Consider the following 26,316-nt stretch of genomic DNA (forward strand, 5'->3'; position numbering starts at 1 on the left):
CGTGTCGTTGAGAAAACGCAACTCTGCGGCAAGGGGCGGCCTACCAGCCGAGCGCCTTTACCGCCGCCGCGCCGGGGCCGAGGATCAGCAGCGCCCACAGCATGGCCGAGGTGATGTTCACCATCTGGAACAGGAAATGCGGCATGGCGAACATGCCGGCCACCAGCGGCACGAAGGCGCGCAGCGGGCCGGAGAAGCGCCCGAGGAACACGCTAAAGGTGCCAAAGCGCAGGAAGAAGCGTTCGCCGCGCGCCAGCGCCTGCGGGAAACGGTTGAGCGGCCAGCGCTCGCGCGCGCTGCCCTTGAGGTAGAAGCCGACCCAGTAGGACACGGTATCGCCCAGCGCCGCCCCCGCCGCGGTCGCCGCCCATACGGGCAAGAGCGGCACGCCACCGGCGGCGATGACCGGCGAGAGGCCGAGCAGCACGAAGGTTGCGGGCACGACGAGCGAGACGATGGCGAGCGACTCGCAGAAGGCGAGGAGAAAGGCGACATAGGGCGCGTAATGGGCGTGCGCCGTGACGAAGCTAAGCACCTCGCGTGCATAGGCGTGAAGCTCGGACACTCAGCGCCTCACAGCCGGTCGCGCAGGGCGAAATAGCTCATGCCGGCGACCAGCAACGGCCAGCGCATCACCGGCCCGCCGGGGAAGGGCGGCACGGGCAGGCGCGCGAGTAGGTCGAATTGGCCGAGCTGGCCCTTGATCGCGTCGCCCAGCAGCTTGCCGAAATAGGGCGCGAGCATCACGCCCTGGCCGGAATAGCCGGCGGCGGTCAGCACGCGCGGCGAGAGTTTGCGCACGAAGGGCAGCCGGCTCATGGTGATGCCGAGAATGCCGCCCCAGCCATAATCGATGCGCACATCGGCGAGCTGCGGGAAGATCTTCAGCATATAGGGCCGGACAAAAGCGCCGGGGTCGGGGCGCAGCCGGCGCGTATAGCTCTCCCCGCCGCCGAACAGCAGGCGCCCATCGGCCGAGAGGCGGTAATAGTTCACGACGAAGCGGCTATCGGCGACGGCCGCGTCATTGGCGATGATGTCGCGGGCGCGCGCGCCGAGCGGCTCGGTGGCGGCGATGTAGTTGGCGATCGGCATGACGTGATTGTCGACCCGCCGGTCGAGACCGTCCTGCAGCCCGTCACCGCATTCGAGCACGAAATCGGCCAGCACCACGCCGCCGGCGGTCTTCACCTGCACCTTCGGCCCGCCCTCGTCGATGCCGAGCGCGCGGGAGTTCTCGAACAGCCGGGCGCCGGCCCTGTCCGCCGCGCGGGCGAGGCCCAAAGCGAGGTTGAGCGGGTGCAGATGCCCGCCGCCATGGTCGATCATCCCGCCGAAATAGGCATCGGAGCCGACCAGCGCGCGCAGCTCCTCGCGCGAGAGCGGGGCGGCGTGCGGGTAGCCATAGACCTCGTTGAGCTTGCGCGCATAGGCGTGACTATGGGCGACATAGCCGGGCTTGTGATCGGCGACGATGAGGCCTGGCCGCACGTCGCACTCGATCCGGTGGCGGGCGATCAGCGCATGCAGCAGCGCCTTCGCCTCCTCCGCCATGCGCCAGAGCGCCTTGGCATCATCGAGCCCGACCTGCGCCTCCAGCCAGTCCTGATCGCGGCGCTGGCCGGTATGGATCTGCCCGCCATTGCGGCCCGAGGCGCCGGAGCCGACGCGGGCGGCTTCCAGCAGCACCACATCGAGCCCGGCTTCCGCCAGATGCAGCGCGGCGGAGAGACCCGTATAGCCGCCACCGATCACGCAGACATCGGCGGTCACGGTGCCGGCAAGGCTGGGGAAGGGGGCTAGGTGCCGCGCGGTGGCGGTGTACCAGCTTTTCGGGTGACCGGAGTCGGGGTGATCAGTGTCGAACGCCATTATGGGGTGAGCATAGCCCGGCCTCAGCGCCGCGCGAAGAGGCGTTCGATGTCGGCGAGCGCGAGCGTGACGAAGGTCGGCCGGCCGTGATTGCACTGGGCGGCGTTCGGCGTCTCTTCCATCTCGCGCAGAAGCGCGTTCATCTCCTCCACCCGCAGCCGCCGGCCGGCGCGCACCGAGCCGTGGCAGGCCATGGTGGCGGCGACGTGTAAGAGCCGCCGCTCGAGCGGCAGCGCGTCGTCCCACTCGGCCGCATGCTCGGCGAGCTCGCGCACCAGCGCCGGTACATCCGCATCCCCCAGCAGCGCCGGCACCTCGCGCACCAAGAGCGCACCGGGACCGAAGGGTTCGATGACGAGGCCGAGCTTCTCCAGCGCCTCCGCGCGCTCGGCGAGGCGCGCGGCCTCGGCTGGGTCGAGATCGACCACCAGCGGCACCAGCAGCATCTGCCGGGTTAGGCCGTCGCGCGCCATGGCGGCCTTGAGCTTCTCATAGACGATGCGCTCATGGGCGGCGTGCTGGTCGATCACCACCACGCCCTCGCGGGTCTGGGCGATGATGTAGGTCTCGTGCAGCTGCGCCCGCGCCGCGCCGAGCGGGCGCTCCATCAAATCCGGCGATGCGGGAAGATGCGCCGCCCGCGCATCGGCCTGCGGGGCGAGGTCGAGCGCCAGCCCGCCGCTCGTGTTTCCGCCGAAATCGAAGCGGGCGGGTGACTCATTGAAACCAGTGGGCGCGTTGTTCGAGGCCCCCTCGGGCGCGGCCCAGGAGCGGGTCCAGTCATAATTGCCCGGCCGGGGCTGCGGGCGGTAGCCGTCCATGGTGTCGGCGCGGGCGAACTGTGCCAGCCGGTCGGCGGCGGTCGTGGCGGTGCGCGGCACCGCCAAAGTGAGCGCGTCCATCAGCGTGCGCACGATCAGCGCGCGGATGAGGCCGGGGTCGCGAAAGCGCACCTCGGTCTTGGCCGGGTGCACGTTCACATCGACCTCGCGCGGGTCGAGATCGAGGAACAGCGCCGTCACCGGGTGCCGGTCGGAGGGCAGGAGGTCGGCGTAAGCCGCGCGGATGGCGCCGATCAGCAGCTTGTCGCGCACCGGCCGGCCATTAACGAACAGGTACTGCGACAGAGAGTTGGCCTTGGAGAAGGTCGGCAGCCCGGCAAGGCCGGCGAGCCGGGCACCCTCGCGCCGTCCGTCAATGTCGAGCGCGTTCTGCCCGACCTCATGGCCGAGCACATCGGCGATGCGGGCGCGGCGCCCGGCGGGGTCCGCGCTGCGGGCGGGCCAGGTGAGCGGCGCCCGGTCATCGGTGACCAGGGTAAAGCCGACCTCGGGGCGGGCGAGCGCGAGGCGCCGCACCGCATCCACGGCCGCCGCTGTTTCCGCGCGCTCGGATTTCAGGAATTTCAGCCGCGCCGGGGTGGCGAAGAACAGGTCGCGCACCTCCACCCGCGTGCCATGGCCGAGCGCGGCGGGCTTCACCGGCCCCTTCACCCCGCCCTCGACGCGGATTTCGTGCGCGCTGTCCGCGCCGCGCGGGCGGCTGGTGATGGACAGCCGCGCCACCGCGCCAATGGAAGGCAGCGCCTCGCCGCGAAAGCCGAGCGTGGCGATGGTGAGCAGGTCTTCGCTGTCGAGCTTGGAGGTGGCGTGGCGCTCCACCGCGAGCGCCAGTTCCTCGGCATCCATGCCCGAGCCGTCATCGGTGACGCGCAGAAGCCGCCGCCCGCCGCCGTCGATGACGATCTCGATGCGGGTGGCGCCGGCGTCGAGCGCGTTCTCGACGATCTCCTTCAGCGCCGCCGCCGGGCGCTCCACCACCTCGCCTGCCGCGATGCGGTCGACCAGGGTGGAGGGCAGAAGGCGCAGGGGCATGGCGGGTCCAGTGTGGCGGGGCCGGCGATTCGGGGGCGCGGCTCGTGCGCGACTATAGCAGGGGCGAGGACGCGCGGGGGCGAGGCTCCACCCATGTCCCCCGGCGCCGTGTTGGCGGGTGTCTAGCGCCCATCTGGCAGGGGCTCGTCCAGCACATAGTCGATGTAACGGCGCCCCTGCGCGCCCTCGCGGATCGCCACCTCCACCCCGAACACCTCGCGGATGAGGGCGGGGGTCAGCACCTCGGCCGGCGGGCCGCAGGCGACGAGGCGTCCGCCCGACAGCACGCCGATGCGGTCGCAGAACAGCGCGGCGAGGTTGAGGTCGTGCAGCGCCACGATGCAGGTGAGGCCCAGCCGCCGCACCAGCGCGAGGATGCCGAGCTGGTGCTGGATGTCGAGATGGTTGGTCGGCTCATCCAGGATCAGCTCGCGCGGCTCCTGCGCCAGGGCGCGGGCGATATGTACCCGCTGGCGCTCGCCGCCGGACAGAGTGTGCCAGAACTGGTCATGCCGCTCGGTGAGGCCGACGCGGGCCAGTGCGGCCTCAACCGCCGCCTCGTCGCGCGCGCTCCAGGCGGCGAAGGCCCCCCGGTGCGGGGTGCGCCCGAGCCGCACCACGTCGCAGACCGTCAGCGCCACCTCGGTCGCCGCCTGCTGCTCGACAAAGGCGAGGCGGCGGGACAGGTCGCGACGGCCGAGCTCGCCAATGTCCCGCCCGTCCAGCGTGACCACGCCGCTCGTCACCTTGCGCAGCCGGCAGAGCAGGCGCAGCAGGCTGGATTTGCCCGAGCCATTGGGGCCGATCAGGCCGAGCACCCGGTTCGGCGCGACCTCAAGGCTCACCCCGTCGACGATCAGCTTGCCGCCGGCGCTCCAGCGCACCTCATGCGTCGCGAGGGTCATGCCTTGCGCCTCGCGCGGTGGAGGATGATGGCGAAGGCCGGCGCGCCGACCAGTGCGGTCACCACGCCAATGGGCAGGATCTGCTGCGGCACCAGGATGCGCGAGAGCACATCGGCGAGGATCATGAACACCGCGCCGATGACGAGGCAGGCCGGCAGCAGCCGGGCATGGCCGGGGCCGACGAGGAAGCGCGCGGCATGGGGGATGACCAGCCCGACAAAGCCGACCGTGCCGACGATGGCGACCATGGTGGCGGTCAGCAGCGCGGTGGTGGCGAGCAGCACCAGCCGCACGCGGGTGACCGCGATGCCGAGCGAGGCCGCCGCATCCGCGCCGAAGGCGAAGGCGTCGAGCGCCTTGGCGTGGACCATGCAGATGACAAAGCCGGCCAGCGCCACCGGCGCGGCGACCCAGAGATCGGGCCAGCGCACCCCGCCGAAATTGCCCAGTAGCCAGAACATCACCCCCCGCGCCTGCTCGGCGCTGGCGAGCGTGGTGACGATGGTGGCGGTGGCGGCGTTGAACAGCTGCGAGCCGGCGACGCCGGCCAGGATCACCCGGTCGCTCGCCCCGCCCGCCCCGGCGGCCAGCAGGCCGACAAGGCCGAGCGCGGCGACCGAGCCGAGAAAGGCCCCGCCGGACACGCCGAGCGTCGCCCCGCCGAGGCCGAGGATCATCACGCAGACCGCCCCGGTGGAGGCCCCGGCCGAGACGCCGAGAATATAGGGCTCGGCCAGCGGGTTGCGCAGCAGCGCCTGCAGGATGGCGCCCGAGAGCGCCAGCGCGCCGCCGCACAGCGCGGCCATCAGCGCCCGGCTCAGCCGGTACTCGAAGATCACCCCCTGCTGGATCGCCCCGACCGGAAAGCCGAGATCGAACAGCCCGTTGCCGAGCGCCTTGAGGGCGACGGAAAGCGGGATCGGCATCTCACCGACGCTTACCGCCAGCGCGACGGCGAGCACCAGCGCGATGGCGGCGAGGCCGGCGACGGCAATCCGCGCCGGCCAATTGGGCCCTACGACCAGATGGCTCAATGGCTGAGACCGAAGCCCTGCACCGCCGTGGCGATGGCTTCCAGCCCGTCCACCGTGTCCATGCCGGGCCGTGTGGCGCCGACATCGACGATGACGATGCGGTTGTTCTTTACCGCGGCGAGCTGGCTGGCGACCGGATCGGTCTTGAGGAAGTTCAGCTTGGCTTCGATGGCGTCGGCGGGGAAGCGGCGGCGGTCCATCTTCACCAGCACGAGGACATCGGGATTGCTGGCGGCGATGGTCTCCCAGCCGACCAGCGGCCATTCCTCCTCGGTGGTGATGATGTTGCGCGCGCCGATCTCGGCCATCAGATAGGCCGGTACGCCATTCTTGCCGGCGAGGAAGGCGTCGCCTTTGATGTCCTTGCTGGAGAACCAGACCGCCATGGACAGGTTCTTCGCCTTCAATCCCGCGACCGCGCGCACCGCCGCCGCCTCGCGGGCCTTGAGTTCCGCGATGAGCGTTTCCGCGCGGTCGGAGACGTCGAAGATGGCGCCGAATTCGCGGATGTTCCGGTAGAGCAGCTCGGTCGTGTACATCTGCGTGCGCACGCCGTCGCCGGCCCCGCTATTGTCCTTGCCGACGCAGTCGGTGGGCGAGACATAGACCGGCACCTTCACCGCGTCGAAGCGGCTGCGTTTGCCGATGATGCCATTGGGGCCGATGTGCCATTCATACATGGCGACCACGAGGTCCGGCTCCTGCCCGACCACCGCCTCGAAGCTCGGATCATTGTCGGCAAGGCGCTTCACCTTGGCGTTCACCGCCTCATAGGGCTTGGCGACCGGGCTGAACCACAGCGCGCTGGCGACCACGCGGTCGCCAAGGCCGAGCGCGTAGAGGATTTCGGTCTGCGCCTGGCCGATGCTGACGACGCGCTGCGGGGCGTGGTTGATCACCACCTTGGCGCCGCAATTCTCCAGCGTCAGCGGGTAGGTGGTGCCGGCCATGCCCGCCTCGGGCAGGCCGAGGCCGGCGAGAAGGCCGAGCGCCAGAAGGCCGGCCCGCAGGGACCGGCGGAGATTGCTGGAATTCGTTCTGAACATGTTGTCGCTTCCTGGTCAGGAAGACGAGCCGCGCAAAGGGCACCAGCGCCCGCGCTGCCTTTCGGGCCCGCGCATGGCCAGCAACCTTCGGAGCACCCCGCCCGAATGGTGGTTCGCGATTCGAGGCAGGTCTCCTGGCTCGCGGGTCAACGCTGGCTCCACCCGGCCTTCCCGGCGCTGACGCGCCAGTGGACGATGGGTGGAGGGCTCGCCGCTTACAGTTGCGGGGGCAGCCCCGGTCTTGGCGCAGAGCGCCGCACCGGGTTCCCTCTTAGCTCCGGGCGCGAACACCCGGAGAACCTCGATCGGGTCGATCTGACACGTAGAGGGGGCGCATCGTCAAGCACCCTAGGCTGGTGCCGTCTCATGCCTCCCCACCCGCGTCACATCGCCGACGCGACCGAGGGGACGCTATCCTAAAAGATATAATGTATCAATAGCGCGCCGCCGTCTCAGTGAGTCTGGAGCGATGCGGCGGTTCTTATCCCGCCGCCGCCAGCCGCTCCGCCTTCTGCCGCTCGATCTCCTGCCGCTTGGTCAGGATGGAGGCGAAGATCACCACCACGGTGACGATGGCGATGAGGATGGTGCAGGCGGCGTTGATCTCCGGCGTCACGCCAAGGCGCACCTGGGAATAGATGCGCATGGGCAGCGTGGTCGCGCCGGGACCGGTGGTGAAGCTGGCGATGACCAGATCGTCCAGCGACAGGGTGAAGGCCAGCATCCAGCCCGACACCACCGCCGGCAGGATGATCGGCAGGGTGATGACGAAGAAGGTCTTGAACGGCGGGCAGCCAAGATCGAGCGCGGCTTCCTCAAGCGAGCGGTCGAAGGTGACGAGGCGCGACTGCACCACCACCGAGACGAAGCACATGGTGAAGGTGATGTGCGCCAGCGTGATGGTCCAGAAGCCGCGGTCGATGCTGACGGCGACGAAGAGCAGCAGCAGCGACAGGCCGGTGATGACTTCCGGCATCACCAGCGGCGCATAGACCATGCCGGAGAACAGCGTGCGGCCGTAGAAGCGCCCGTAGCGGGTGAGCGCGATGGCCGCCAGCGTGCCGAGCACGGTGGCGACGCTCGCGGTGATGAAGGCAACGCGCAGCGTCACCCAGGCGGCGTCGAGCAGCTGCTCGTTCTGGAACAGCTGGACATACCAGTGGGTCGAGAAGCCCGCCCACACGGTCACCATGCGCGAGGCGTTGAAGGAGTAGATCACCAAGAGCAGGATCGGCAGATAGAGGAAGGCGAAGCCGAGCACGATGGAGGTGACGTTGAACCAGGAGAGGCCTTTTCTCATCAACGCTTCTCCATCTCGCGGGCCTGGACGTTCTGGTAGAACACGATGGGGATCACCAGCACCATCAGGAGCAGCACCGCCACCGCCGAGGACACCGTCCAGGAGCGGTTCACCGAGAATTCGGTCCACAGCACCTTGCCGATCATCAGCGTGTCGGAGCCGCCCAGCAGGTCGGGGATGACGAACTCGCCCACCGCCGGGATGAAGCAGAGCAGGCAGCCGGCGAACACGCCCGGCAGCGAGAGCGGCCAGGTGATCTTCCAGAAGGCGGCGAAGGGCGGGCAGCCGAGATCCGCGGCGGCTTCCAAGAGCGTCTCGTCCATCTTCTCCAGCGCCGAATAGAGCGGCAGGATCATGAAGGGCAGGTAGGAATAGACGATGCCGATATAGACCGCCGTGTCGGTGGCGAGGATCTGCAGCGGCTCGTCGATCAGCCCGAGCGCGAACAGAAGCTGGTTCAGCAGCCCCTCCGGCGAGAGGATGCCGATCCACGCATAGACGCGGATGAGGAAGGAGGTCCAGAACGGCAGGATCACCAGCATCAGCAGCGTCGGGCGGATGGATTTCGGCGCCCGCGCCATGGCGTAGGCGATGGGATAGCCGACGAGCAGCAGCATCACGGTCGAGACGCCGGCGATCCAGAGGCTGGAGCCATAGGCCTCGATGAAGTCGTTATCCCAGCTCAGCACATAGCCGTAATTGTCGAAGGATAGCTCGCTGAAGGCGTCCTTGAAGGCGTCCCATCCGGCCGCGAGGTCGAAGGTCGGCACATAGGGCGGCTGAGCGATGGCGTCCTGCGACAGGCTGATCTTGAAGACGATCAGGAAGGGGACGAGGAACAGCGCCACGAGCCAGAGATAGGGGATGGCGAGAACCAGCCAGCGCCCCCTTGCCTTGTCCGCCATGATGGTCCCCTCAGCTCGTCAGCACCACGCCGGCATCCGGCGCGAAGGAGACATAGACCTTGTCTTCCCAGGAGATCGGCCGTTCGACCATGCGGGTGAGGTTGGGCTTCGCCGCCTTCACGCGCTGACCATTGGGCAGCTCCACATGGTAGATCGACAGGTCGCCGAGATAGCCGATGTCCCAGATCGTGCCGGTGAGGCAGTTCACCGTGGGATCGGCCGGCGGGTCGAGCTCGACGCGCAGCTTCTCCGGGCGGAAGGCGAGCGACACGCTGTCGCCGACGCGGGCCGGGCATTCCTGCGCCACCTTGAAGCGCATGTCCGGCACCGAGGGGCAGCGCAGCGTGATGAGGTGAGGCTCGATGGTTTCCACGACGGCGTCGAGAATGTTCACGTCGCCGACGAATTCCGCGACATAGCGCGAGGCCGGCTGCTCATACATCACCGCCGGCGGGGACACCTGCACCAGCTTGCCATGGTTCATCACCGCGATGCGGTCGGCGACCGTCATGGCCTCTTCCTGATCGTGGGTCACGATCAGGAAGGTCATGCCGAGCTCCATCTGGATGTCCATGAGCTCGAACTGGGTCTCCTCGCGCAGCTTCTTGTCGAGCGCGCCGAGCGGTTCGTCGAGCAGCAGCACCTTCGGGCGCTTGGCGAGCGAGCGGGCAAGCGCCACGCGCTGGCGCTGGCCGCCGGAGAGTTGGTGCGGCTTGCGCTTGGCGAACTGGCCGAGCTTCACCAGCTTCAGCATTTCCTCGACGCGGTGCGCCACCGCGTCCTTGGCCATGCCGTCCTGGCGCAGGCCGAAGGCGATGTTGTCCCACACCGTCATATGCGGGAACAGCGCGTAGGACTGGAACATCATGTTGACCGGCCGCTTATAGGGCGGCGTGCCGACGAGATCGTGCCCGGCGAGGGTGATCTGGCCGCTGGTCGGCTCCTCGAAGCCGGCGAGCATGCGCATCAGCGTGGTCTTGCCGCAGCCGGACGGGCCGAGCAGGGCGAAGAATTCGCGCTCGTAAATGTCGAGCGAGAGATTGTCGATCGCCACGAACTCGCCGAAGCGCTTGGTCACGTTCTGGTAGCGGATGAGCGGGGTGGCCTGCGGGTCGGTCCAGGGGGCGAATTTGCGGCGGATGCCCCCGATGGTCTTCTGCGTCTTGTCGGCGACGCCTGTGCTCATGCTTGGCCCCGTTTTCCCCGCCGGTCGCGCCGGCTTTGTCTCGACGCTATCCGGCTTCGTGCGGCGGCTCAACGGCACAATGCGAACAATTTTACCATGCCCGTAAACGAGCAGTGCGCTTCCTCGCGCGCGCCGCCTTGACGGCGCTTGCAGGGGCATGGTTGCCTCTTACAGGCGCAGAAAGCGCATCAGGATGGTGAATCATGGCCAAGAAGAAGCGTCCCGACACGGACGCCGTCACGTCCACCCGCGGCGTTTCCTCGCTCGAGGAAGCCAAGGCCTGGATGGCCGCACGCGGAATCACCGAGATCGAATGTGCGGTGCCGGACCTCGCCGGCGTCGGACGCGGCAAGATCATGCCGGTGTCGAAGTTCCTGTCCGGCCCGGTGATGAACCTGCCGCTCTCGGTGTTCTTCCAGACGATTTCCGGGGACTACCCGCCCTATGACAACCTCGTGGACTCCGTCGTGGTCGACAGCGACCTCGTCATGGAGCCCGATTTCTCCACGCTGGCCATCGTCCCCTGGGCGACCGACCCGACGGCGCAGATCATCCACGACGCCTATCACCGCGACGGGCGCCCGGTGGAGCTGGCCCCCCGCCAGGTGCTGAAGAACGTCGTCGAGCTCTACGCCAAGAAGGGCTGGAAGGCCGTCGTGGCGCCCGAGATCGAGTTCTATCTCGTCGAGCCCAATGTCGATGCCGACTACCCGCTGAAGCCGCCGATCGGCCGCTCCGGCCGGCCGGAGATCGGCCGCCAGTCCTATTCGATCCAGGCGGTGAACGAATTCGACGCCCTGTTCGAGGACATGTACGACTATTCGGAGGCGCAGGGCCTCGAGATCGACACGCTGATCCATGAGGACGGCGCGGCGCAGATGGAAATCAACCTGCTCCATGGCGATCCCATCGCCCTGGCCGACCAGGTGTTCCTGTTCAAGCGCACGATCCGCGAGGCGGCGCTGGCGCACAAGATCTACGCCACCTTCATGGCCAAGCCCATCGCCGACGAGCCGGGCTCGGCCATGCACATCCACCAGTCCATCGTGGATGCGCAGACCGGCAAGAACATCTTCTCCGACAAGGATGGCGACCCGACGCCGGAGTTCTTCTCCTTCATCGCCGGCCAGCAGCGCTATCTGCCGGCGGTGATGTCGATCCTCGCGCCTTACGTGAACTCCTACCGCCGGCTGACGCGCGATTCGATGGCGCCGATCAACGTGCAGTGGGGCTATGACAACCGCACGGCCGGCCTGCGCGTGCCGCCGTCCTCGCCGGCGGCGCGGCGTGTCGAGAACCGGGTGCCGTCCTCCGACGCCAACCCCTATCTCGTCATCGCGGCGTCTCTGGCCTGCGGCTATCTCGGCCTCGTCGAGGGCCTGCGCCCGACCGAGCCGCTCGAATCCGACGCCAAGGGCCTCGATTTCGAGCTGCCGCGCGGGCTGTTGGAAGCGGTGGCGGCGCTGCAATATTCGGAAGAGATCGCCACCGTGCTCGGCCCGTCCTTCGTGAAAACCTACACGGCGGTGAAGCAGACCGAGTTCGACACCTTCATGCGGGTGATCTCGCCCTGGGAGCGCGAATTCCTGCTGCTCAACGTGTGAGGCGTGCCGGCTCTTTGGGAGATGATCCCGACGGGGCCCCCAAGAACGCCGTCATGCCCGGGCTTGGCCCGGGCATCCATGCCTTTTGATGATGAGTTGGGCGCAAGGTAAGTCGTGGATCTCCGGGCCAAGCCCGGGGATGACGGCGCGCCGCTTGGATCGCGTGCCACTTCACGACGCGATCCCGGATACGGCCTGGCGGCCGTTCCGGGATGACGTCGCCGGGAGCTCACGCCTCCACCGTCTCCTGCGCCAGAAGCTCGCGCACGCGCGGGGCGACCTCGCGGCCATAGAGCTCGATGGAGCGCAGCAGGCGCGCCTGCGGCAGCGGGCCGGCGCTGTATTTCAGCTCGAAGCGCGACAGGCCGAGCGTCCGCGCTGTCTTGGCGATCTTGCGCGCCACCGTCTCCGGCGAGCCGAGATAAAGCGAGCCGTGCGAAATCTCGTGCTCGAAGGCGTCGCGGCCATAGGCCGGCCAGCCGCGCTCGCGCCCGATCCGGTCATGCATCACCTTGTAGTCAGCGAAGAATTCCTCGTGCGCCGCCGCGTCCGTCTCGGCGATGTAGCCATGCGAATGCACGCCGATCGGCTGCAGCGTGCCGCCGAGCTGGGTGGTGGCACGCTGGTAGAGATCGACATAGGGCGCGAAGCGGGCGGGATTGCCGCCGATGATGGCGAGCATCAGCGGCAGGCCATAGCGCGCCGCGCGCACCACCGATTCCGGGCTGCCGCCGACGCCGATCCAGGTCTTGAGCGTACCGCTCTCGGTCGGGGGGAAGACGTGCTGGCCCTTCAGCGGCGGGCGGATCGAGCCCTGCCAGGTGACGCCGCCCGGCGTGCTGTTGTCGCGCGCCAGCGCGGCGAACAGATCGAGCTTCTCGGAGAACAGCGTCTCATAGTCCTTCAGCTCGAAGCCGAAGAGCGGAAAGGATTCGGTGAAGGAGCCGCGCCCGAGGATCACCTCGGCGCGTCCGTTCGACAGCGCGTCCACGGTGGCGAAGCGCTGGAAGACGCGGATCGGGTCGTCGGAGGACAGCACCGTCACCGCCGAGCCGAGGCGGATGCGGCTGGTCTTGGTGGCGATGCCGGCCAGCACCACTTCGGGAGCGGAGACCGCGAAATCGTCGCGGTGATGCTCGCCGACGCCGAAGAAATCGAGCCCCACCTCATCGGCGAGCTGCGCCTGCTCGACGAGATCGCGGATCACCTGCGCGTGCGAGAGCGGCGCGCCATCCGCCCCGCGCGTCACGTCGCCAAAAGTGTCGAGGCCGAATTCGAGATGCTGTGCCATGGTCCGCGCCTTCCTGCCGGCTCCGATGCCGACATCCCCCATATGGACCCAAGAGGCGCCGCGCGCATCCGCGTGGCTGCAAGGTCGGGCTTTCCGGGCTGCAAGGCTGCACCAATAAAAAAAGCCCGCTGGACGAACCAGCGGGCTTCAAGTCGGCGACACGAGGGGGTCGATGCCGCCGGTAATCCTCCGAATGGGCTGCACACTCATTCGCAGGAGATCAGGTCGTCGCGGCCGCGTTTGGCGGCACCGATCGACAAATTTCCGCGCGCGGCGACCCGGCGGCTGGCCCGGCGCTCGACCGAGCGGACCACCAGCACCGAGGTCGGGTCCTGCCAGAGCGGGCCGGACGCGGCGTCGCGCAGATCGGCCCGCGTGAGGCCGATATCGCTGAGCATCCGGTCGTCGAACTCACCGAGCTGGATCAGGTGACGGCGGCGCGCCACCGCCGTGATGAACTTGAAGCTACCCATGACGGCGCCGATGAGCCCGGTGGCTGCGGCGGCGCCGAATGACGCGAAGGCGGACCTGCGAACTTCGCCGATATACGACATCTTCCTCTCCATCTGTCGGCCGCGCAGCGAGAGCGCTGGGTGATAAGAAAGGGTGATGAGCCTGTCGCCCACCCGATCTCGACGCTCTCCGTTCGCGGCAACAGTGTTATGTCGCGGCGCCATCAATCACACTAGCGAATGTTTTTCATCCGAGTTATCATTCTGATTGATGGTACCCGCTCAGAGGCGCTCCCATGTCGGTGTTGCTCGATATTGATCAATTAAGAACATTCATTGCTATCGCTGAAACCGGGAGTTTCACGAAAGCCGCTGATGTCGTCCACAAGACCCAGTCCGCCGTCTCCATGCAGATGAAGCGGCTGGAGGAGCGGGTCGGCAAACCCATCTTCGCCCGTGATGGCCGCGCCTCGCGCCTCACCGATGAGGGCGAGCGGCTGCTCGATTACGCCCGCCGCATCGTCAAGCTGAACAATGAGGCGGTGGCGAGCCTCGCTTCGGCGGAACTCTCCGGCCGCGTGCGCCTCGGCGTGCCCGATGATTACGCCGACCGCTATCTGCCGGAGATCATGGCGCGATTCTCCCACACCCATTGCAATGTCGAGCTCACCGTCGTCTGCGATCCCTCCAGTGATCTGGTGGATCGCATCGACACCGGCGATCTCGACCTCGCCATCATCACCGATTGCGAGACGCTGAACCGCGATACCGAGATCATCCGGCGCGAGCAGCTTCTTTGGGTCGGCTCGACCCGCCACTCCGTCCATCTCGACACGCCCATCCCGCTGGCGCTCGGCCGGCAGAGCTGCAACTGGCGGCAGGAGGCGATCTCGATGCTGCAGGCGGTCGGCCGCCCCTTCCGCATCCTCTACACCTCGTCGAATTCCACCGCCGTCTCCGCCGCCGTGCTCTCGGGCCTTGCCATTTCGGTGCTGCCGGAATCGGGCCTGCGTCCGGGGATGCGGGTGCTCGGCCCGGCGGAAGGCTTTCCGGCGCTGGCGCCCTGCCGCATCGGGCTGGTGCGCAACCGGCACGAGGTCTCCCCGCTGGCCGACGCGCTCGCCAACCACATCATCCAGGGCCTCGACAACATCTCCGAAGCCGCCATCGCGGCGGAGTGAGGGGCCTCGCCGTCGTCCCTCGCTGTCATCCCGGACGGCCGCCATCCCTTCCCGTCATCCCGGACGGCCGCAGGCCGATCCGGGATCGCGTGCCGCGATGTCTTCGGCCGCCGGGCCGTTGGCCACGGTGTCTTTTACGCGCGCCTTGGAGTGGCCCACGATCCCGGCTCTGCGCTTCGCTCCGGCCGGGATGACGTTTGTGGTGGCCGGCACTGAGTGCCCGTCATGCCGGACGGCCGCAGGTCGATCTCGGATCGCGTGCCGATGATTGCTGAGGCGCCCCCCAAAAGGAAAAGGCGGGCTCGCGCCCGCCTGAGGTGAGCCGGCCCGCCCGCCGGCTTGAGATTGAAGCGTCCCGCAAGGTGCCGCGTCACCGGCGAGGGCGTGCTGAGACGCGGCGCCCGGGGCCTTCAAGGGTCGTCCGAGGGTGTCCGGGCCCCATCCAGCGCCGCGCGCCTCGGCGTTGAGGCAAACGGGCGCCGGTCCCGATGGGAAACCCGGCGGACGATGGGGAAGCATTAAACCAGTGCGTGCAGCCGAACCTTGATCCTGCTCAAAGCGAGCAGGGCGGATAGCCGGCGGCCGGGCGGGCCTTCCATACGGGGCGCGTGTCCCGGCACGGGAGCGCGCGGCTCCCATGCTCGCCTCGGCCCTCCCGGCTCAATAGGCCAGTTCGTCGAAGATCGGCTCGACCGAGCGCTGCCACGGCCCCTCATAGCGGGCGAGCAACTCCTCAGCCGGCGTGCGGCCGGCGGCGAGGCTCTCGTCCAGCGGCGTGAGGAAGCGGGTCTCGTCCCGCCCCTGGCTGTCGCGGTAGTCGCGGCGGGCAAGGCCGGCGCGGGCGATGGCGACCATGTCGCGCGCCACATCCAGCACCGGACGGCCGGCCACCTCGGCCTTGTAGCCGAGCCGGGGCACGGCATCGCGCAGCGCCTGGCGGTCTTCCGCGTTCCAGCTCTTGCAGAGCTCCCACGCCGCATCGAGCGCGGCCGTGTCGTAATAGATGCCGGTCCACAGCGCCGGCTGGGCGCACAGATTGCGCCACGGCCCGCCATCGGCGCCGCGCATTTCGAGGTAACGCTTCAGCCGCACCTCGGGGAAGATGGTCGAGAGGTGGTTGGCCCAGTCCGACACCGTCGCGGTCTCGCCCGGCACCGCCGGGTGGCGCCCGGCCAGGAGGTCGCGGAAGGAGGAGCCGGCGACGTCGATATAGGTGTCGCCGCGCTTGATGAAATACATCGGCACGTCGAGCGCGTAGTCGACGTAACGCTCGAAGCCCATGCCCTCCTCGAAGGCGAAGGGCAGCATGCCCGTGCGATTCTTGTCGGTGTCGCGCCAGATTTCCGAGCGGAAGGACAGGAAGCCGTTCGGCTTGCCTTCCGTGAACGGCGAATTGGCGAAGAGCGCGGTGGTGATGGGCTGGAGGGCGAGGCCCACGCGCAGCTTCTTCACCATGTCGGCTTCCGAGGCGAAGTCGAGATTCACCTGCACGGTACAGGTGCGGAACATCATGTCGAGGCCGTGCGTGCCGACCTTCGGCATGTAGTTCGCCATGATCTTGTAACGGCCCTTGGGCATCACCGGCGTTTCCGCACGGGTCCATTTCGGGCTCATGCCGAGGCCAAGGAAGCCGAAGCCGAAGGGCGTGGCGACGGCGCGCACCTGTTCGAGATGGCCGTTCACCTCGGCGCAGGTCTCGTGAATGGTCTTCAGCGGCGCGCCGGACAGTTCGAACTGCCCGCCCGGTTCCAGCGAGATCGCCCCGCCGCCCACCGTATCGGCGAGCCCGATGATGGCCTCGCCCTCCATGATCGGTTCCCAGCCATTGAGCGCCTGCATGCCCTCGAGCAGCGCGCGGATGCCGGTCGGCCCCTCATAGGGGACAGGGTCATGGCCCTTCAGCGTGAAGGGGAATTTCTCGTGCTCGGTGCCGATACGGAACTGGCTGGTGTCCTTGCAGCCGGCTGCCAGCCAGGCGACGAGTTCGTCGCGGCTCTCGATAGGCTGGGTGTCGATCTGGTCGCGCGCCATGGGGACTCCGGCGGGGCAGGGCATAAAGGCGCGCGACCATACACAGGCGGACGGACGACGCAAATCGCGCTAATCACCGATGCCGGATGGTAAATGCGCCGATGCAATCGGCACCCCCGCAGGCTCCGTTGCGCGCGCCCGCCCGCGACCCCCGTGGCCCTATTGCGCGGAGGCGTGGGTGAGCCAGGTCGTCACCGCCCGCAGCGCCTGCGTGCGGTCGCCGGTGCGGTGCGCGGCTTCCTGATAGACGGCGATCTGGATGTCGGCGCTGGTGCCGCCATTCAGAATGGTGCGCAGGTGCTCCAGCTCCTGCCGGCTGCCCAGCGCCTGCGCGTCATCCGTCACCATGTCGATCAGCGTTTCCACCGCCTGCGCCACCGGCACGGCCTGCCGGGCGCTGCGATCGACGAAGCTGCCATGGATGCCGTAGCGCTGGGCGCGCCACTTGTTCTCCGCGGCAATGGCACGCTCCACCGCGTCAATGCCGGCATTGACCTTCGGGTTGCGCACGAGATGGCGCACCAGCGCCCGGTACAGCGCGGCGATGGCGACGGAATCCTCCACCCGCGTGCAGCTGTCGGGCGCGCGCAGCTCCAGCGTCGGCTGCTTCTGCGAGGGGCGGATGGTCCACCAAACATAGCTCGAATCGCGAATCGCCCGCGCCGCCACCAGCGCGTCGATATAGTCCTGATAGTCCTTGGCGCTCTCGAACAGCTCCGGCAGGCCGGTGCGCGGCAGCTCGTCATAGGCGGCGAGGCGGTAGCCCATCAGCCCGGTGCGCTTGGATTCCCAGAACGGCGACGAGGTCGAGAGGGCAACGAAGACCGGCAGGAAGGGCAGGATGCGGCGCATCACGTCGATGCGCGTGTCCGGGTCCGGCAGCTCGACATGTACATGCAGGCCGCACAGCATGTTGCGCTCGCCGAGCATCTGCAGGTCGTGCATCACCCCGTCATAACGGTGCGTCGGCGCGCGCTTGCTGCCCTGCCAGGAGGCGGTCGGGTGCGTGCCAGAGGCGAGGAAGGACAGGTCGAATCCCGCGGCCACGTCGGCCAGCGTGCGCCGCAGGGCGCTCAGCTCGGTCTTCGCCTCGGCGGCGCTGATATGCGGGCGGCTCATCACCTCGATCTGCGACTGCAACATCTCGCCGGAGACGCGCTCGCCCAGCGCGTCGCGCGCCTTGTCCATGAAAGCGGTCGGCATGCGCCGCAGCACGCTCTTGGTGGCGCCGTCGACGATGAAATATTCTTCCTCGATGCCGATGCGGTAATCTTCTGACATGGCGTCCGTCTCCACGGAAAATCAAGGATCCGGCGACTATGCGCAGCTTAGCCGGCGCAGAATCAGTCCGCCGCCTCCCGGCGCCTAGATGGTGGAGAAGTGAGACCGGAATGTGACTGGCATCTATTCCGTATTATCCCGCTGTTTTATTATAAAATTTCAAGACAGCGCGGAACTATTACGTAATTGTCAGTATCTAAGCATTTCTCAGCCGGCCGCGCGGGCTTGCCGGGCGGCCTCGATCAGGGCGAGGGCGGCCACGGCGGCGGTGTCGGCGCGCAGGATGCGCGGGCCGAGAGAGAGCACCAGCGTGCCCGGCCGTGCCTGAAGCTGGCGGCGCTCGGCATGGTCGAAACCGCCTTCCGGGCCGATCAGCACGGCGAGCGGGCCGTCCACCACAGCGCGCAGCGGGGCGAGGGGATCGGCGAGCGGCGCCGCCTCGTCGCAGAAGATGAGGGTGCGCCCCGCTTCCAGCCCGGCCAGCCAGCGGGTGAAGTTCAGCGGCTCCAGCACCACCGGCGGGGCGAGGATGCCGCATTGCTCGGCCGCCTCGATCACATTGGCGTGCATCCGCTCGGTGTTCACCCGCGTCGCCTGGGTGTGCTGGGTCATCACCGGCTGGAGCCGGCCGGCACCCATCTCCACCGCCTTCTGCACCATGTAGTCGAGCCGGGCGTGCTTGAGCGGGGCGAAGCAGTAATCGAGATCGGGCAGGGGGGACTGCGCCCGCAGCCGCGCCTCGCAGCGCAGCACCGCCTCGCGCTTGCCGCCGGCCTCGCGCACCGCGCGCCATTCGCCGTCGCGCCCGTTGAACAGATGGATGTGCCCGCCGACGGGCAGGCGGATCACGTCGGCGACGTAATGCGCCCGCTCGCGGTCGAGCCGCACGATCTCGTCCGCGCCGAGTGGCGCCTCGACGAAAAGGCGCTGGGCACGGAAATCATAGGGCTGGTCGGGGGTGTCGGTGTCGGGGCGGGCCATGATTTGACCGTATATAGCGCACAGAAGGACGTATCGGCACCCAATATGGCTTGGCGACACCCTGAGGAGACGTGCTAATGCGCGCGCCCCGCCGTGATATTGCCCAATCCTCGGGGCCTCTGTATCACGCTGGGTCACGAAGTCTGCACGAGCGGAAGGCTCCATGAGACGGTCGACATATCCCGAGCGCGCCACGCGCCATCTGCCCGCTGCCCTGCTCACCGGCGCCCTGCTCGCCGCGCTGTGCGCCGGGCCGGCGGCTGCCCAGTGGATCGGCGCGCCGGCCAATACGGACGCGACCAGCACCGACAGCGCCGCGCCGGCGCCCGCCCCGGCGACCCCGACCGCGGCTCCGGCGACGGCCCCCGTGGCGACACCCGCCCCGATGAGCGGGCCGTCCTCCTCCATCATGGTATCGCCCGGTTTCGGCGGTGGTGACGGATTTGGCGCCGCGCCGGCCATGCCGGGCGCGGTGCCCGGCGCGATGCCCGGTCTGGGCGGCCCCGGCATGGCGCCGGGTGGCGCCGCGCCCGCCGGCCCGAGCGCGGCCGACATGAATGACTGCCAGACCCAGGTGACCAAGCTGCGCGGCGACCTCGAAAGCCGCAACGAAGTGCTGCGCAAGGCGGCGAGCAAGAAGATGCCGGCTTCCGAGTTGTGCCCGCTGTTCCGCAACTTCGTCACGTCGCAGCAGAAATTCTACAATTACCTGGTCGCCAACAAGTCGAAATGCGGCGTTCCCGACGAGGCCATCAAGGGCCTCAAGGAGAATGGCGGCAGCGTGGCCTCGATCCGCGACAAGGTCTGCCAGGCGGCGGCCATGCAGGAGAAGGGCGGCCCGGCCGGTCCCCCGCCGCAGGGCGCGGTCTCGCAGGGGCTTGGCCTCTCCAGCGGCCTGCCGAGCACCGCCACCGCCAAGGGCGGCGTGTTCGACACGCTCGGCGGCGACGCGCTGCGCTGATCCGGCCCGGCGACCCGCGAAAGGACGGCCCCCGCATGACGCCCGCTCCCGGCCTCATCCCCGCCGATGCCGCGTCGGGCAATTGGGTGGACCGCCACGCCCCGTCCTTCCTGCGCCCGTTCCTGCGCCTTGCCCGCGCCGACCGGCCGATCGGCAGCTGGCTGCTGCTGATCCCCTGCTGGTGGTCGGTGGCGCTCGCCGCCGCCTTCGCCGTCCATCACGGCGCGCCGGTCGATCCCTTGCGGGCGGTGGCGCTATTGGCGCTGTTCGCCCTCGGCTCGGTGGCGATGCGCGGCGCCGGCTGCACCTGGAACGACATTCTCGACCGCGACATTGACGGGAGGGTGGAGCGCACGCGCGGGCGCCCGCTCCCCTCCGGCCAGGTCACGCTCGCCGGTGCCTTCGCCTTCCTGGTGCTTCAGGCGCTGGTCGGGCTGGTGGTGCTGCTCTGCCTGCCGCGCTTTGCCATTCTGGTCGCGCTCTCTTCGCTCGGCGTGGTGGCGATCTACCCGCTGATGAAGCGGGTGATCTGGATTCCCCAGCTCGTGCTCGGCCTCGCCTTCTCCTGGGGCGCGCTGATGGGCTTTGCCGCGCTCATCGAGGAACTGCCGCCGGCGGCGCTGCTGCTCTATGCCGGCAGCGTGCTCTGGGTGGTCGGCTATGACACGATCTACGCCCATCAGGACCGCGAGGATGACGAGGCGGTGGGGGTGAAGTCCTCCGCCCGCCTGTTCGCCGGGGCGACGCGCGCCTGGCTGGTGCCGCTCTATGCCGGGGCGGCCGGCCTCATCGGCCTCGCGCTCGGACAGGCGGGAGCGGGACCGGCGGCCTATGTCGGCCTTGCCCTGTTCGCCGGCCATCTCGCCCAGCAGATCGCCCGGCTCGACATTGACGACCGCGATCTGTGCCTGCGGCTGTTCCGCTCCAACCGCGACGCCGGGCTGCTGCTGTTCGCCGGCCTCGCGCTCGACGCGCTGCTGGCCTGAGGTTGCCCGCCGGCGGCTGGCGGTGTTAATGACGCAGCGTCTTCACGAAAGTCCTGCCTGATGAGCATCCGCCTGCACCGCGGCGACCTGGTCGACCTGTCCCGCTACACCGCCGACGTCGCGCCGGTCGTCGCCATCGACACCGAGACGCTGGGCCTCAACCCGCATCGCGACCGGCTCTGCGTCGTCCAGCTCTCGCCGGGCGACGGCACCGCCGATGTGGTGCAGATCCCGCCGGGCGCCGGGCCGGGCAGCGCGCCCAATCTGGCGCGGCTGCTCACCGATCCGGCGGTGGTGAAGCTTTTCCATTTCGCCCGCTTCGATGTCGCCGTGCTCGGCAAGACCTTCGGCGTCACGGTAAACCCGGTGTGGTGCACCAAGATCGCCTCGCGCCTCGCCCGCACCTATACCGACCGGCACGGGCTGAAGGAGCTGACGCGCGAGCTGATCGGCGTCGATCTGTCGAAGCAGCAGCAGAGCTCGGACTGGGCGGCGGAGACGCTGTCCGACGCGCAGCTGGTCTATGCCGCCTCCGACGTGCTGTATCTGCACGCGCTGCAGGCCAAGCTGACCACCATGCTGTTGCGGGAGAATCGCCTGGGCCTCGCCGAAGCCTGCTTCGGCTTCCTGCCGACCCGCGCCGCGCTCGATCTCGCCGGCTGGCCGGACGAGGACATTTTCTCGCATTCGTGACCGGAAGGCAGGCGCCGCGCGCTTTTGCGGGGCCCGCCTTCTCATCCGTGCCGCATTCGACGGGTCTAACCGACACCCGGTTTTAACCGAACTTGCACCGGGGGGTGGAAGTCGCCATCTTCACAAGCGGTCGGAGGGGAGCCGGCCGCCGGGAACGCATGCGCCGATGAACAGTCACGTCGACCCCCCCAGGCACGTCCGTGCCGCGGAGCCGAAGGGCCGCTTTGCCCAGCGCGGGCCGTCGAGCGACGACCAGCGTCGCTCCGACGCCGATTTCGTGCGGGCCAGCCGCCACAGCCGGCGCGTGCGCTTCCTGCGCCGCGCCCTGCCGATCGGCGTCGTCGCGGCGCTCGGCCTCACGCTGGCGGTCAATTATCTCGACCCCTTCTCCCTCGCCGTCGACCTGCCCTTCGATCTCGGCCGCGTCTCGCTGTCGGGCACGCGGGTGATGATGGAATTCCCGAAGCTGCACGGCTTCACGCAGGATAATCGCGGCTACAGCGTCACCGCCGAATCGGCCTCGCAGGATCTGACCCAGCCGAACCAGATCGACCTGAACACCATTAAGGCGAAGCTGGAGCTGGCGGACCAGGGCTGGGCCAATCTCGACGCCAATACCGGGCAGTACGACACCAAGACCGAGAAGATGACGCTGGGCGGCGGCATCAACTTCTCCACCTCGGCCGGCTATGGCGGGCTGCTCGACACGGTGCTGATCGACGTGAAGGGCGGCACGCTGGTCTCCGACAAGCCGGTGCAGCTCACCTATCTCGACGGCAAGCTCACCGCCGACCGCATGGAAGTGTCGCAGAAGACCGCGCGCGCCCTGCTCACCGGCAATGTGCGGCTGAATTTCCGCCTGCCGCAGGGCGATGACAAGCCGGAGGGCGCGGGCCAGCAGGGCGCGGCGTCGAGCCCCGACGACGGCCCGGTTCCGGCGATGCCGCCGCTGCGCGGCACCACGGCCGGGCTGCCGTGAGCGTCCCATCCCTGCCGAAGTCCTTGCCGGAATACGCGCCGATGCCGTGCGCGGCCATTGAATGCGCCGGCCGGCGCGGCTAGAGATGAACCCATGATCGCGCTTTCCCGCTCCGCCTGTTTGGCCGCCGCTGCCCTGCTCCTGCTCGCCGCCACCGCGCCGGCGGCGCTGGCGCAGTCACGCAACGTGCCCAACGCGCTGCAGGGCTTCGCCACCAACCGCGACCAGCCGATCAGCATCGCTGCCGACAGCCTCGAAGTGCTCGACCAGACGAAGAAGGCGATCTTCTCCGGCAATGTCGTCGTGCAGCAGGGCGATACCACCATGCGCTCCAAGGAGCTGGTGGTGTTCTATGACGGCAAGGGTACGGGAGCGTCGGGCGCGACGCCTGCGAAGCCCGCCGCCCCGGCCAAGCCCGCGGCCGGCACTCCCGCCAATGGCGAAGCGCTCGCCGCTGGCAGCCCGATCAGCTCCTCCTCGATCCGCCGGCTGGAGATCAACGGCTCGGTCGTGGTGACCACCAAGGAGCAGACCGCGACCGGCGACCAGGGCGTGTTCGAGACCGCGTCGAACACCATCACCCTCACCGGCAACCCGGTGGTGCTGTCGCAGGGCCCGAACGTCATTCGCGGCCGCAAGCTCACCGTCGACCTCGCTTCCGGCACCTCGCGCTTTGAGGGCGGGCGCGTCGAGAGCCTGATCGTGCCGAACAGCGTGAAGCAGCTCGACAATGCCGCGCCCAAGCCGGGTGCAACGCCCGGCACGCCCGGCGCCAAGCCCGCGCCCAAGCCGTAAGCCACCCGCTCCCGCCTTTTGGGACACAGCGCCGCAGCGGCGTGTGCGGCCTTTCTTTTACCACGAATGATGGCAGGCGGGCTTGCGGCCCGCTTTTTGCATTCGTCCATTTGCCAGCGCGGCTTCAAGCGTTTATCACCTTCCTGTGGTGGGCTCACCACGGAGGGTAGCGTGGGTTTTTTCTCGGGATTGGGCGGCCGGAACGGCAAGGCATCGCGTAGCGACGCACCGCCGAACCTGGCATCGCCGCACGGATCGGGCACGGGTGCCGCACGCCAGCCGCAGGAGATGCGCGGGCCGGCCGGTAACGGCTCCGGCCATGGCGCCGGCTTCTCCGCCACGCCGATCCATGCCGGCGAGGGCGGGCTCACCTTGGGCGACATTCCGCCCCCGGCGCTCGGCCTGCTCAGCGCCGTCGGCCTCGCCAAATCCTATGGCGGGCGCAAGGTGGTGCGTGAGGCGAGCCTGCATGTGCGGCGCGGCGAGGCGGTGGGCCTGCTCGGCCCCAATGGCGCCGGCAAGACCACCATCTTCTACATGATCACCGGGCTGGTGAAGGCCGATGCCGGCCGCATCGAGCTGGACGGGCACGACGTCACCCATCTGCCCATGTATCGCCGCGCCCGTCTCGGCGTCGGCTATCTGCCGCAGGAAGCCTCGATCTTTCGCGGCCTGTCGGTGGAGAACAACATCCGCGCCGTCCTCGAGGTGGTGGAGTCCAACCGCAAGGCCCGCGAGCGCGAGCTCGACGCCCTGCTGGAGGAATTCCGCGTCACCCATGTGCGCAAGTCGCCCTCCATCGCGCTTTCCGGCGGCGAGCGGCGCCGCGTCGAGATCGCCCGCGCGCTGGCCACGCGCCCGACCTTCATGCTGCTCGACGAGCCCTTCGCCGGCATCGACCCGATCGCGGTGGGCGACATTCAGGCGCTGGTGCGTCACCTCACCCAGCGCGGCATCGGCGTGCTCATCACCGATCACAATGTGCGCGAGACGCTCGGGCTGATCGACCGCGCCTACATCATCCATTCCGGCACGGTGCTGATGGAGGGCTCGCCCGACGAGATCGTCGCCAGCCCCGAGGTGCGCCGGCTCTATCTCGGCGAGGAGTTCCGTCTCTGAGATGAGTGCCCCGGTGTCCTTCTCCCTGCGGGTCGATCTGAGCGTCGTTCCTGCCGCCTGCTGCGGGGATGCGCCATGTCGCTAGGGCCCCGCCTCGAATTCCGCCAGACCCAGTCGCTGGTGATGACGCCGCAGCTGATGCAGGCCATCAAGCTGCTGCAGCTCTCCAATCTCGATCTCATCGCCTATGTCGAGGCCGAGCTGGAGCGCAACCCGCTGCTCGAGCGCCAGGCCGAGCCCGAGGGCGAGCGCCGCGAGGATGACAGCATCGCCGAGAATGAGCGCGCCGAGAGCGGCGTGCATGGCGATGCCGACAGCCGCCTCGCCACCAATGAGGAAGGCCACACCGCCGACTGGCTGGAGGAGCGGCTCGATTCCTCGCGCAGCGCCATCGAGGACCGGCTCGACACCGGCCTTGAGAACGTGTTCCCGGACGATGCCGGGCGCGAGCCCGCCGGCCCGCCGACCGGGCTGGACGGCGCCGCCTATTCGGAATGGTCCGGCGTCGGCTCGGGCGGGCGCGACGGCGACGACTATAATCTCGAGGCCTTCGTCTCCGCCCAGACCACGCTGGCCGACCATCTGGAAAGCCAGCTCAGCCTCGCCATCGTCGATCCGGTGCAGCGCCTCATCGGCACCAACCTGATCGACCTGATCGACGAAGCCGGCTATCTATCGGCCGATCTCGGCGCCGTCGCCGAGCGCCTCGGCGCGCCGCTGAGCGTGGTGCAGCAGGTGCTTGCGGTCATTCAGGGCTTCGACCCGCCGGGCATCGGTGCGCGCTCGCTGGCCGAATGCCTCGCGCTCCAGCTCAAGGAGCGCAACCGCTACGACCCCGCCATGGCGGCCCTTCTCGCCCATCTCGAATTGCTCGCCCGCCGCGATTTCGCGACGCTGCGCCGGGTCTGCGCGGTCGACGAGGAAGACCTCGCCGAGATGGTCGCCGAGGTGCGCCGGCTGAACCCCAAGCCCGGCCTCGCCTTTGGCGGCGGCATCATTCAGCCCATCGTGCCGGATGTGTTCGTGCGTGGCACCACCGAGAACTGGCTGGTGGAGCTGAACTCCGAGACGCTGCCGCGCGTGCTGGTGAACCAGGCCTATTATTCCCGCGTGCAGAAGACCGCGCGCGGCGAGAAGGAAAAGGCCTTCCTCAGCGAGTGCATGCAGACCGCGACCTGGCTGACCCGCTCGCTCGATCAGCGCGCCCGCACCATCCTCAAGGTCGCCACCGAGATCGTACGCCAGCAGGACGCCTTCCTGACGCTCGGCGTGCAGCATCTGCGCCCGCTGAACCTGCGCATGGTGGCGGACGCCATTGGCATGCACGAATCGACCGTGTCGCGCGTCACCTCGAACAAATACATGGCGACGCCGCGCGGAATCTTCGAGATGAAGTATTTCTTCTCGTCCTCCATTTCCTCGGCGGATGGTGGCGAGGCGCATTCGGCGGAATCCGTGCGCTTCCGCATCAAGCAGATGATCGATGCCGAGAGCCCGGACGACGTGCTCTCCGACGACACGCTGGTGCAGCGCCTGCGCGAGGCCGGCATCGACATCGCCCGCCGCACCGTGGCGAAGTACCGCGAGGCGATGCGCATCCCTTCCTCGGTGCAGCGCCGCCGCGAAAAACAGGCCGCCGCCGGCTGAGCGGGGAGGGGCGTCGGGGGCGGGTGCGCCGGTCGCCGCTGCGCCGGTATGTCGCTCGCCGGGCGCCGTCCCTGGCCTCGCCGTCATCCCGGACGGCCGCTAGGCCGATCCGGGATCGCGTCCCGCCAGCTCCTGCCCTCTCTCCCCCGGCGAACGATCCCGGCTCTGCGCTGCGCTCCGGCCGGGATGACGG

At 68.6% G+C, this 26,316-nt stretch carries 23 protein-coding genes and 1 riboswitch; of the genes, 9 read left to right on the forward strand and 14 right to left on the reverse strand.

The features are described 5' to 3' along the window. Positions 1–40 precede the first annotated feature (40 nt). The 9 genes from AncyloWKF20_RS17895 to AncyloWKF20_RS17935 form a co-directional block, all read right to left on the reverse strand. Positions 41–565, reverse strand: a complete 525-nt coding sequence (locus AncyloWKF20_RS17895) for a DedA family protein (RefSeq protein WP_279315315.1) — start codon at positions 563–565, stop codon at positions 41–43. An 8-nt stretch (positions 566–573) separates the two neighbouring features. Continuing rightward, positions 574–1,872: an FAD-binding oxidoreductase gene (locus AncyloWKF20_RS17900; RefSeq protein ID WP_279315316.1), complete on the reverse strand. Its 1,299-nt coding sequence runs from the start codon at positions 1,870–1,872 to the stop codon at positions 574–576. 23 nt (positions 1,873–1,895) lie between these two features. Continuing rightward, positions 1,896–3,746 (reverse strand): DNA mismatch repair endonuclease MutL, encoded by a 1,851-nt coding sequence (gene mutL / locus AncyloWKF20_RS17905; protein WP_279315317.1) that lies wholly within the window; start codon positions 3,744–3,746, stop codon positions 1,896–1,898. Between the two features lie 122 nt (positions 3,747–3,868). Then, on the reverse strand, positions 3,869–4,651 hold the full coding sequence (locus AncyloWKF20_RS17910) for an ABC transporter ATP-binding protein (protein WP_279315318.1): 783 nt from the start codon (positions 4,649–4,651) through the stop codon (positions 3,869–3,871). After that, positions 4,648–5,685 carry an iron ABC transporter permease gene (locus AncyloWKF20_RS17915; RefSeq protein ID WP_279315319.1) on the reverse strand — a complete coding sequence of 346 codons (1,038 nt, stop codon included), beginning with the start codon at positions 5,683–5,685 and terminating at the stop codon, positions 4,648–4,650. The genes AncyloWKF20_RS17910 and AncyloWKF20_RS17915 overlap by 4 nt, the downstream gene beginning before the upstream one ends. Next, entirely contained in the window at positions 5,682–6,731 is a 1,050-nt protein-coding gene (locus AncyloWKF20_RS17920; RefSeq protein ID WP_279315320.1) for an ABC transporter substrate-binding protein, read from the reverse strand. Before AncyloWKF20_RS17920 ends, AncyloWKF20_RS17915 begins: the two co-directional genes overlap by 4 nt. Before the next feature lie 106 nt (positions 6,732–6,837). Further along, positions 6,838–7,050, reverse strand: a riboswitch (cobalamin riboswitch). Between the two features lie 162 nt (positions 7,051–7,212). Further along, positions 7,213–8,031, reverse strand: coding sequence for an ABC transporter permease subunit (locus tag AncyloWKF20_RS17925; RefSeq protein WP_279315321.1), 819 nt, complete (start codon positions 8,029–8,031; stop codon positions 7,213–7,215). After that, a complete protein-coding gene (locus AncyloWKF20_RS17930; RefSeq protein WP_279315322.1) occupies positions 8,031–8,936 on the reverse strand; it encodes an ABC transporter permease subunit in 906 nt (301 codons plus the stop codon). Before AncyloWKF20_RS17930 ends, AncyloWKF20_RS17925 begins: the two co-directional genes overlap by 1 nt. A 10-nt stretch (positions 8,937–8,946) precedes the next feature. After that, positions 8,947–10,122: an ABC transporter ATP-binding protein gene (locus tag AncyloWKF20_RS17935; protein ID WP_279315323.1), complete on the reverse strand. Its 1,176-nt coding sequence runs from the start codon at positions 10,120–10,122 to the stop codon at positions 8,947–8,949. A 203-nt stretch (positions 10,123–10,325) separates the two neighbouring features. Here AncyloWKF20_RS17935 and AncyloWKF20_RS17940 point away from each other — a divergent pair, with 203 nt between their 5' ends. Further along, a complete protein-coding gene (locus AncyloWKF20_RS17940; RefSeq protein ID WP_279315324.1) occupies positions 10,326–11,726 on the forward strand; it encodes a glutamine synthetase family protein in 1,401 nt (466 codons plus the stop codon). A 229-nt stretch (positions 11,727–11,955) separates the two neighbouring features. Here the strand turns inward: AncyloWKF20_RS17940 and AncyloWKF20_RS17945 are convergent, their stop codons facing one another. Together AncyloWKF20_RS17945 and AncyloWKF20_RS17950 are read right to left on the reverse strand one after the other, a co-directional pair. Then, on the reverse strand, positions 11,956–13,017 hold the full coding sequence (locus tag AncyloWKF20_RS17945) for an LLM class flavin-dependent oxidoreductase (protein ID WP_279315325.1): 1,062 nt from the start codon (positions 13,015–13,017) through the stop codon (positions 11,956–11,958). 206 nt (positions 13,018–13,223) lie between these two features. After that, on the reverse strand, positions 13,224–13,571 hold the full coding sequence (locus AncyloWKF20_RS17950; protein WP_279315326.1) for a DUF1127 domain-containing protein: 348 nt from the start codon (positions 13,569–13,571) through the stop codon (positions 13,224–13,226). A gap of 194 nt (positions 13,572–13,765) precedes the next feature. On the opposite strand from AncyloWKF20_RS17950, the gene AncyloWKF20_RS17955 reads away from it, so the two are divergent. Next, a complete protein-coding gene (locus tag AncyloWKF20_RS17955; RefSeq protein WP_279315327.1) occupies positions 13,766–14,650 on the forward strand; it encodes a LysR substrate-binding domain-containing protein in 885 nt (294 codons plus the stop codon). 660 nt (positions 14,651–15,310) lie between these two features. Here AncyloWKF20_RS17955 and AncyloWKF20_RS17960 read toward each other — a convergent pair. The 3 genes from AncyloWKF20_RS17960 to AncyloWKF20_RS17970 all read right to left on the reverse strand — a co-directional run bounded on the left by AncyloWKF20_RS17960 (position 15,311) and on the right by AncyloWKF20_RS17970 (position 18,943). Then, positions 15,311–16,681, reverse strand: coding sequence for a glutamate--cysteine ligase (locus AncyloWKF20_RS17960; protein ID WP_279315328.1), 1,371 nt, complete (start codon positions 16,679–16,681; stop codon positions 15,311–15,313). Positions 16,682–16,840: 159 nt separating this feature from the next. Beyond that, on the reverse strand, positions 16,841–17,962 hold the full coding sequence (locus AncyloWKF20_RS17965) for a carboxylate-amine ligase (RefSeq protein ID WP_279315329.1): 1,122 nt from the start codon (positions 17,960–17,962) through the stop codon (positions 16,841–16,843). 207 nt (positions 17,963–18,169) lie between these two features. After that, the gene (locus AncyloWKF20_RS17970) at positions 18,170–18,943 is read right to left on the reverse strand and encodes a 16S rRNA (uracil(1498)-N(3))-methyltransferase (RefSeq protein WP_279315330.1); all 774 of its coding nucleotides are present in this window, start codon (positions 18,941–18,943) and stop codon (positions 18,170–18,172) included. Between the two features lie 163 nt (positions 18,944–19,106). Here AncyloWKF20_RS17970 and AncyloWKF20_RS17975 point away from each other — a divergent pair, with 163 nt between their 5' ends. The 7 genes from AncyloWKF20_RS17975 (at position 19,107) to rpoN (ending at position 26,123) form a co-directional block, all read left to right on the forward strand. After that, complete coding sequence (locus AncyloWKF20_RS17975; protein WP_279315331.1) at positions 19,107–19,904, forward strand: hypothetical protein; 798 nt, start codon at positions 19,107–19,109, stop codon at positions 19,902–19,904. Positions 19,905–19,939: 35 nt separating this feature from the next. Beyond that, positions 19,940–20,890 carry a 4-hydroxybenzoate octaprenyltransferase gene (gene ubiA / locus AncyloWKF20_RS17980; protein WP_279315332.1) on the forward strand — a complete coding sequence of 317 codons (951 nt, stop codon included), beginning with the start codon at positions 19,940–19,942 and terminating at the stop codon, positions 20,888–20,890. A gap of 60 nt (positions 20,891–20,950) precedes the next feature. Then, positions 20,951–21,583: a ribonuclease D gene (locus tag AncyloWKF20_RS17985; protein WP_279315333.1), complete on the forward strand. Its 633-nt coding sequence runs from the start codon at positions 20,951–20,953 to the stop codon at positions 21,581–21,583. A gap of 166 nt (positions 21,584–21,749) precedes the next feature. Then, on the forward strand, positions 21,750–22,562 hold the full coding sequence (gene lptC, locus AncyloWKF20_RS17990; RefSeq protein WP_279315334.1) for an LPS export ABC transporter periplasmic protein LptC: 813 nt from the start codon (positions 21,750–21,752) through the stop codon (positions 22,560–22,562). A gap of 93 nt (positions 22,563–22,655) precedes the next feature. Next, positions 22,656–23,357, forward strand: a complete 702-nt coding sequence (locus tag AncyloWKF20_RS17995; RefSeq protein WP_279315335.1) for an LptA/OstA family protein — start codon at positions 22,656–22,658, stop codon at positions 23,355–23,357. 288 nt (positions 23,358–23,645) lie between these two features. Further along, on the forward strand, positions 23,646–24,476 hold the full coding sequence (lptB, locus tag AncyloWKF20_RS18000; RefSeq protein ID WP_279315336.1) for an LPS export ABC transporter ATP-binding protein: 831 nt from the start codon (positions 23,646–23,648) through the stop codon (positions 24,474–24,476). A gap of 75 nt (positions 24,477–24,551) precedes the next feature. Further along, a complete protein-coding gene (gene rpoN, locus AncyloWKF20_RS18005; RefSeq protein WP_279315337.1) occupies positions 24,552–26,123 on the forward strand; it encodes an RNA polymerase factor sigma-54 in 1,572 nt (523 codons plus the stop codon). Positions 26,124–26,316: the final 193 nt, after the last annotated feature.

The sequence above is a fragment of the Ancylobacter sp. WKF20 genome (assembly GCF_029760895.1).
Taxonomy (GTDB): Bacteria; Pseudomonadota; Alphaproteobacteria; order Rhizobiales; family Xanthobacteraceae; genus Ancylobacter.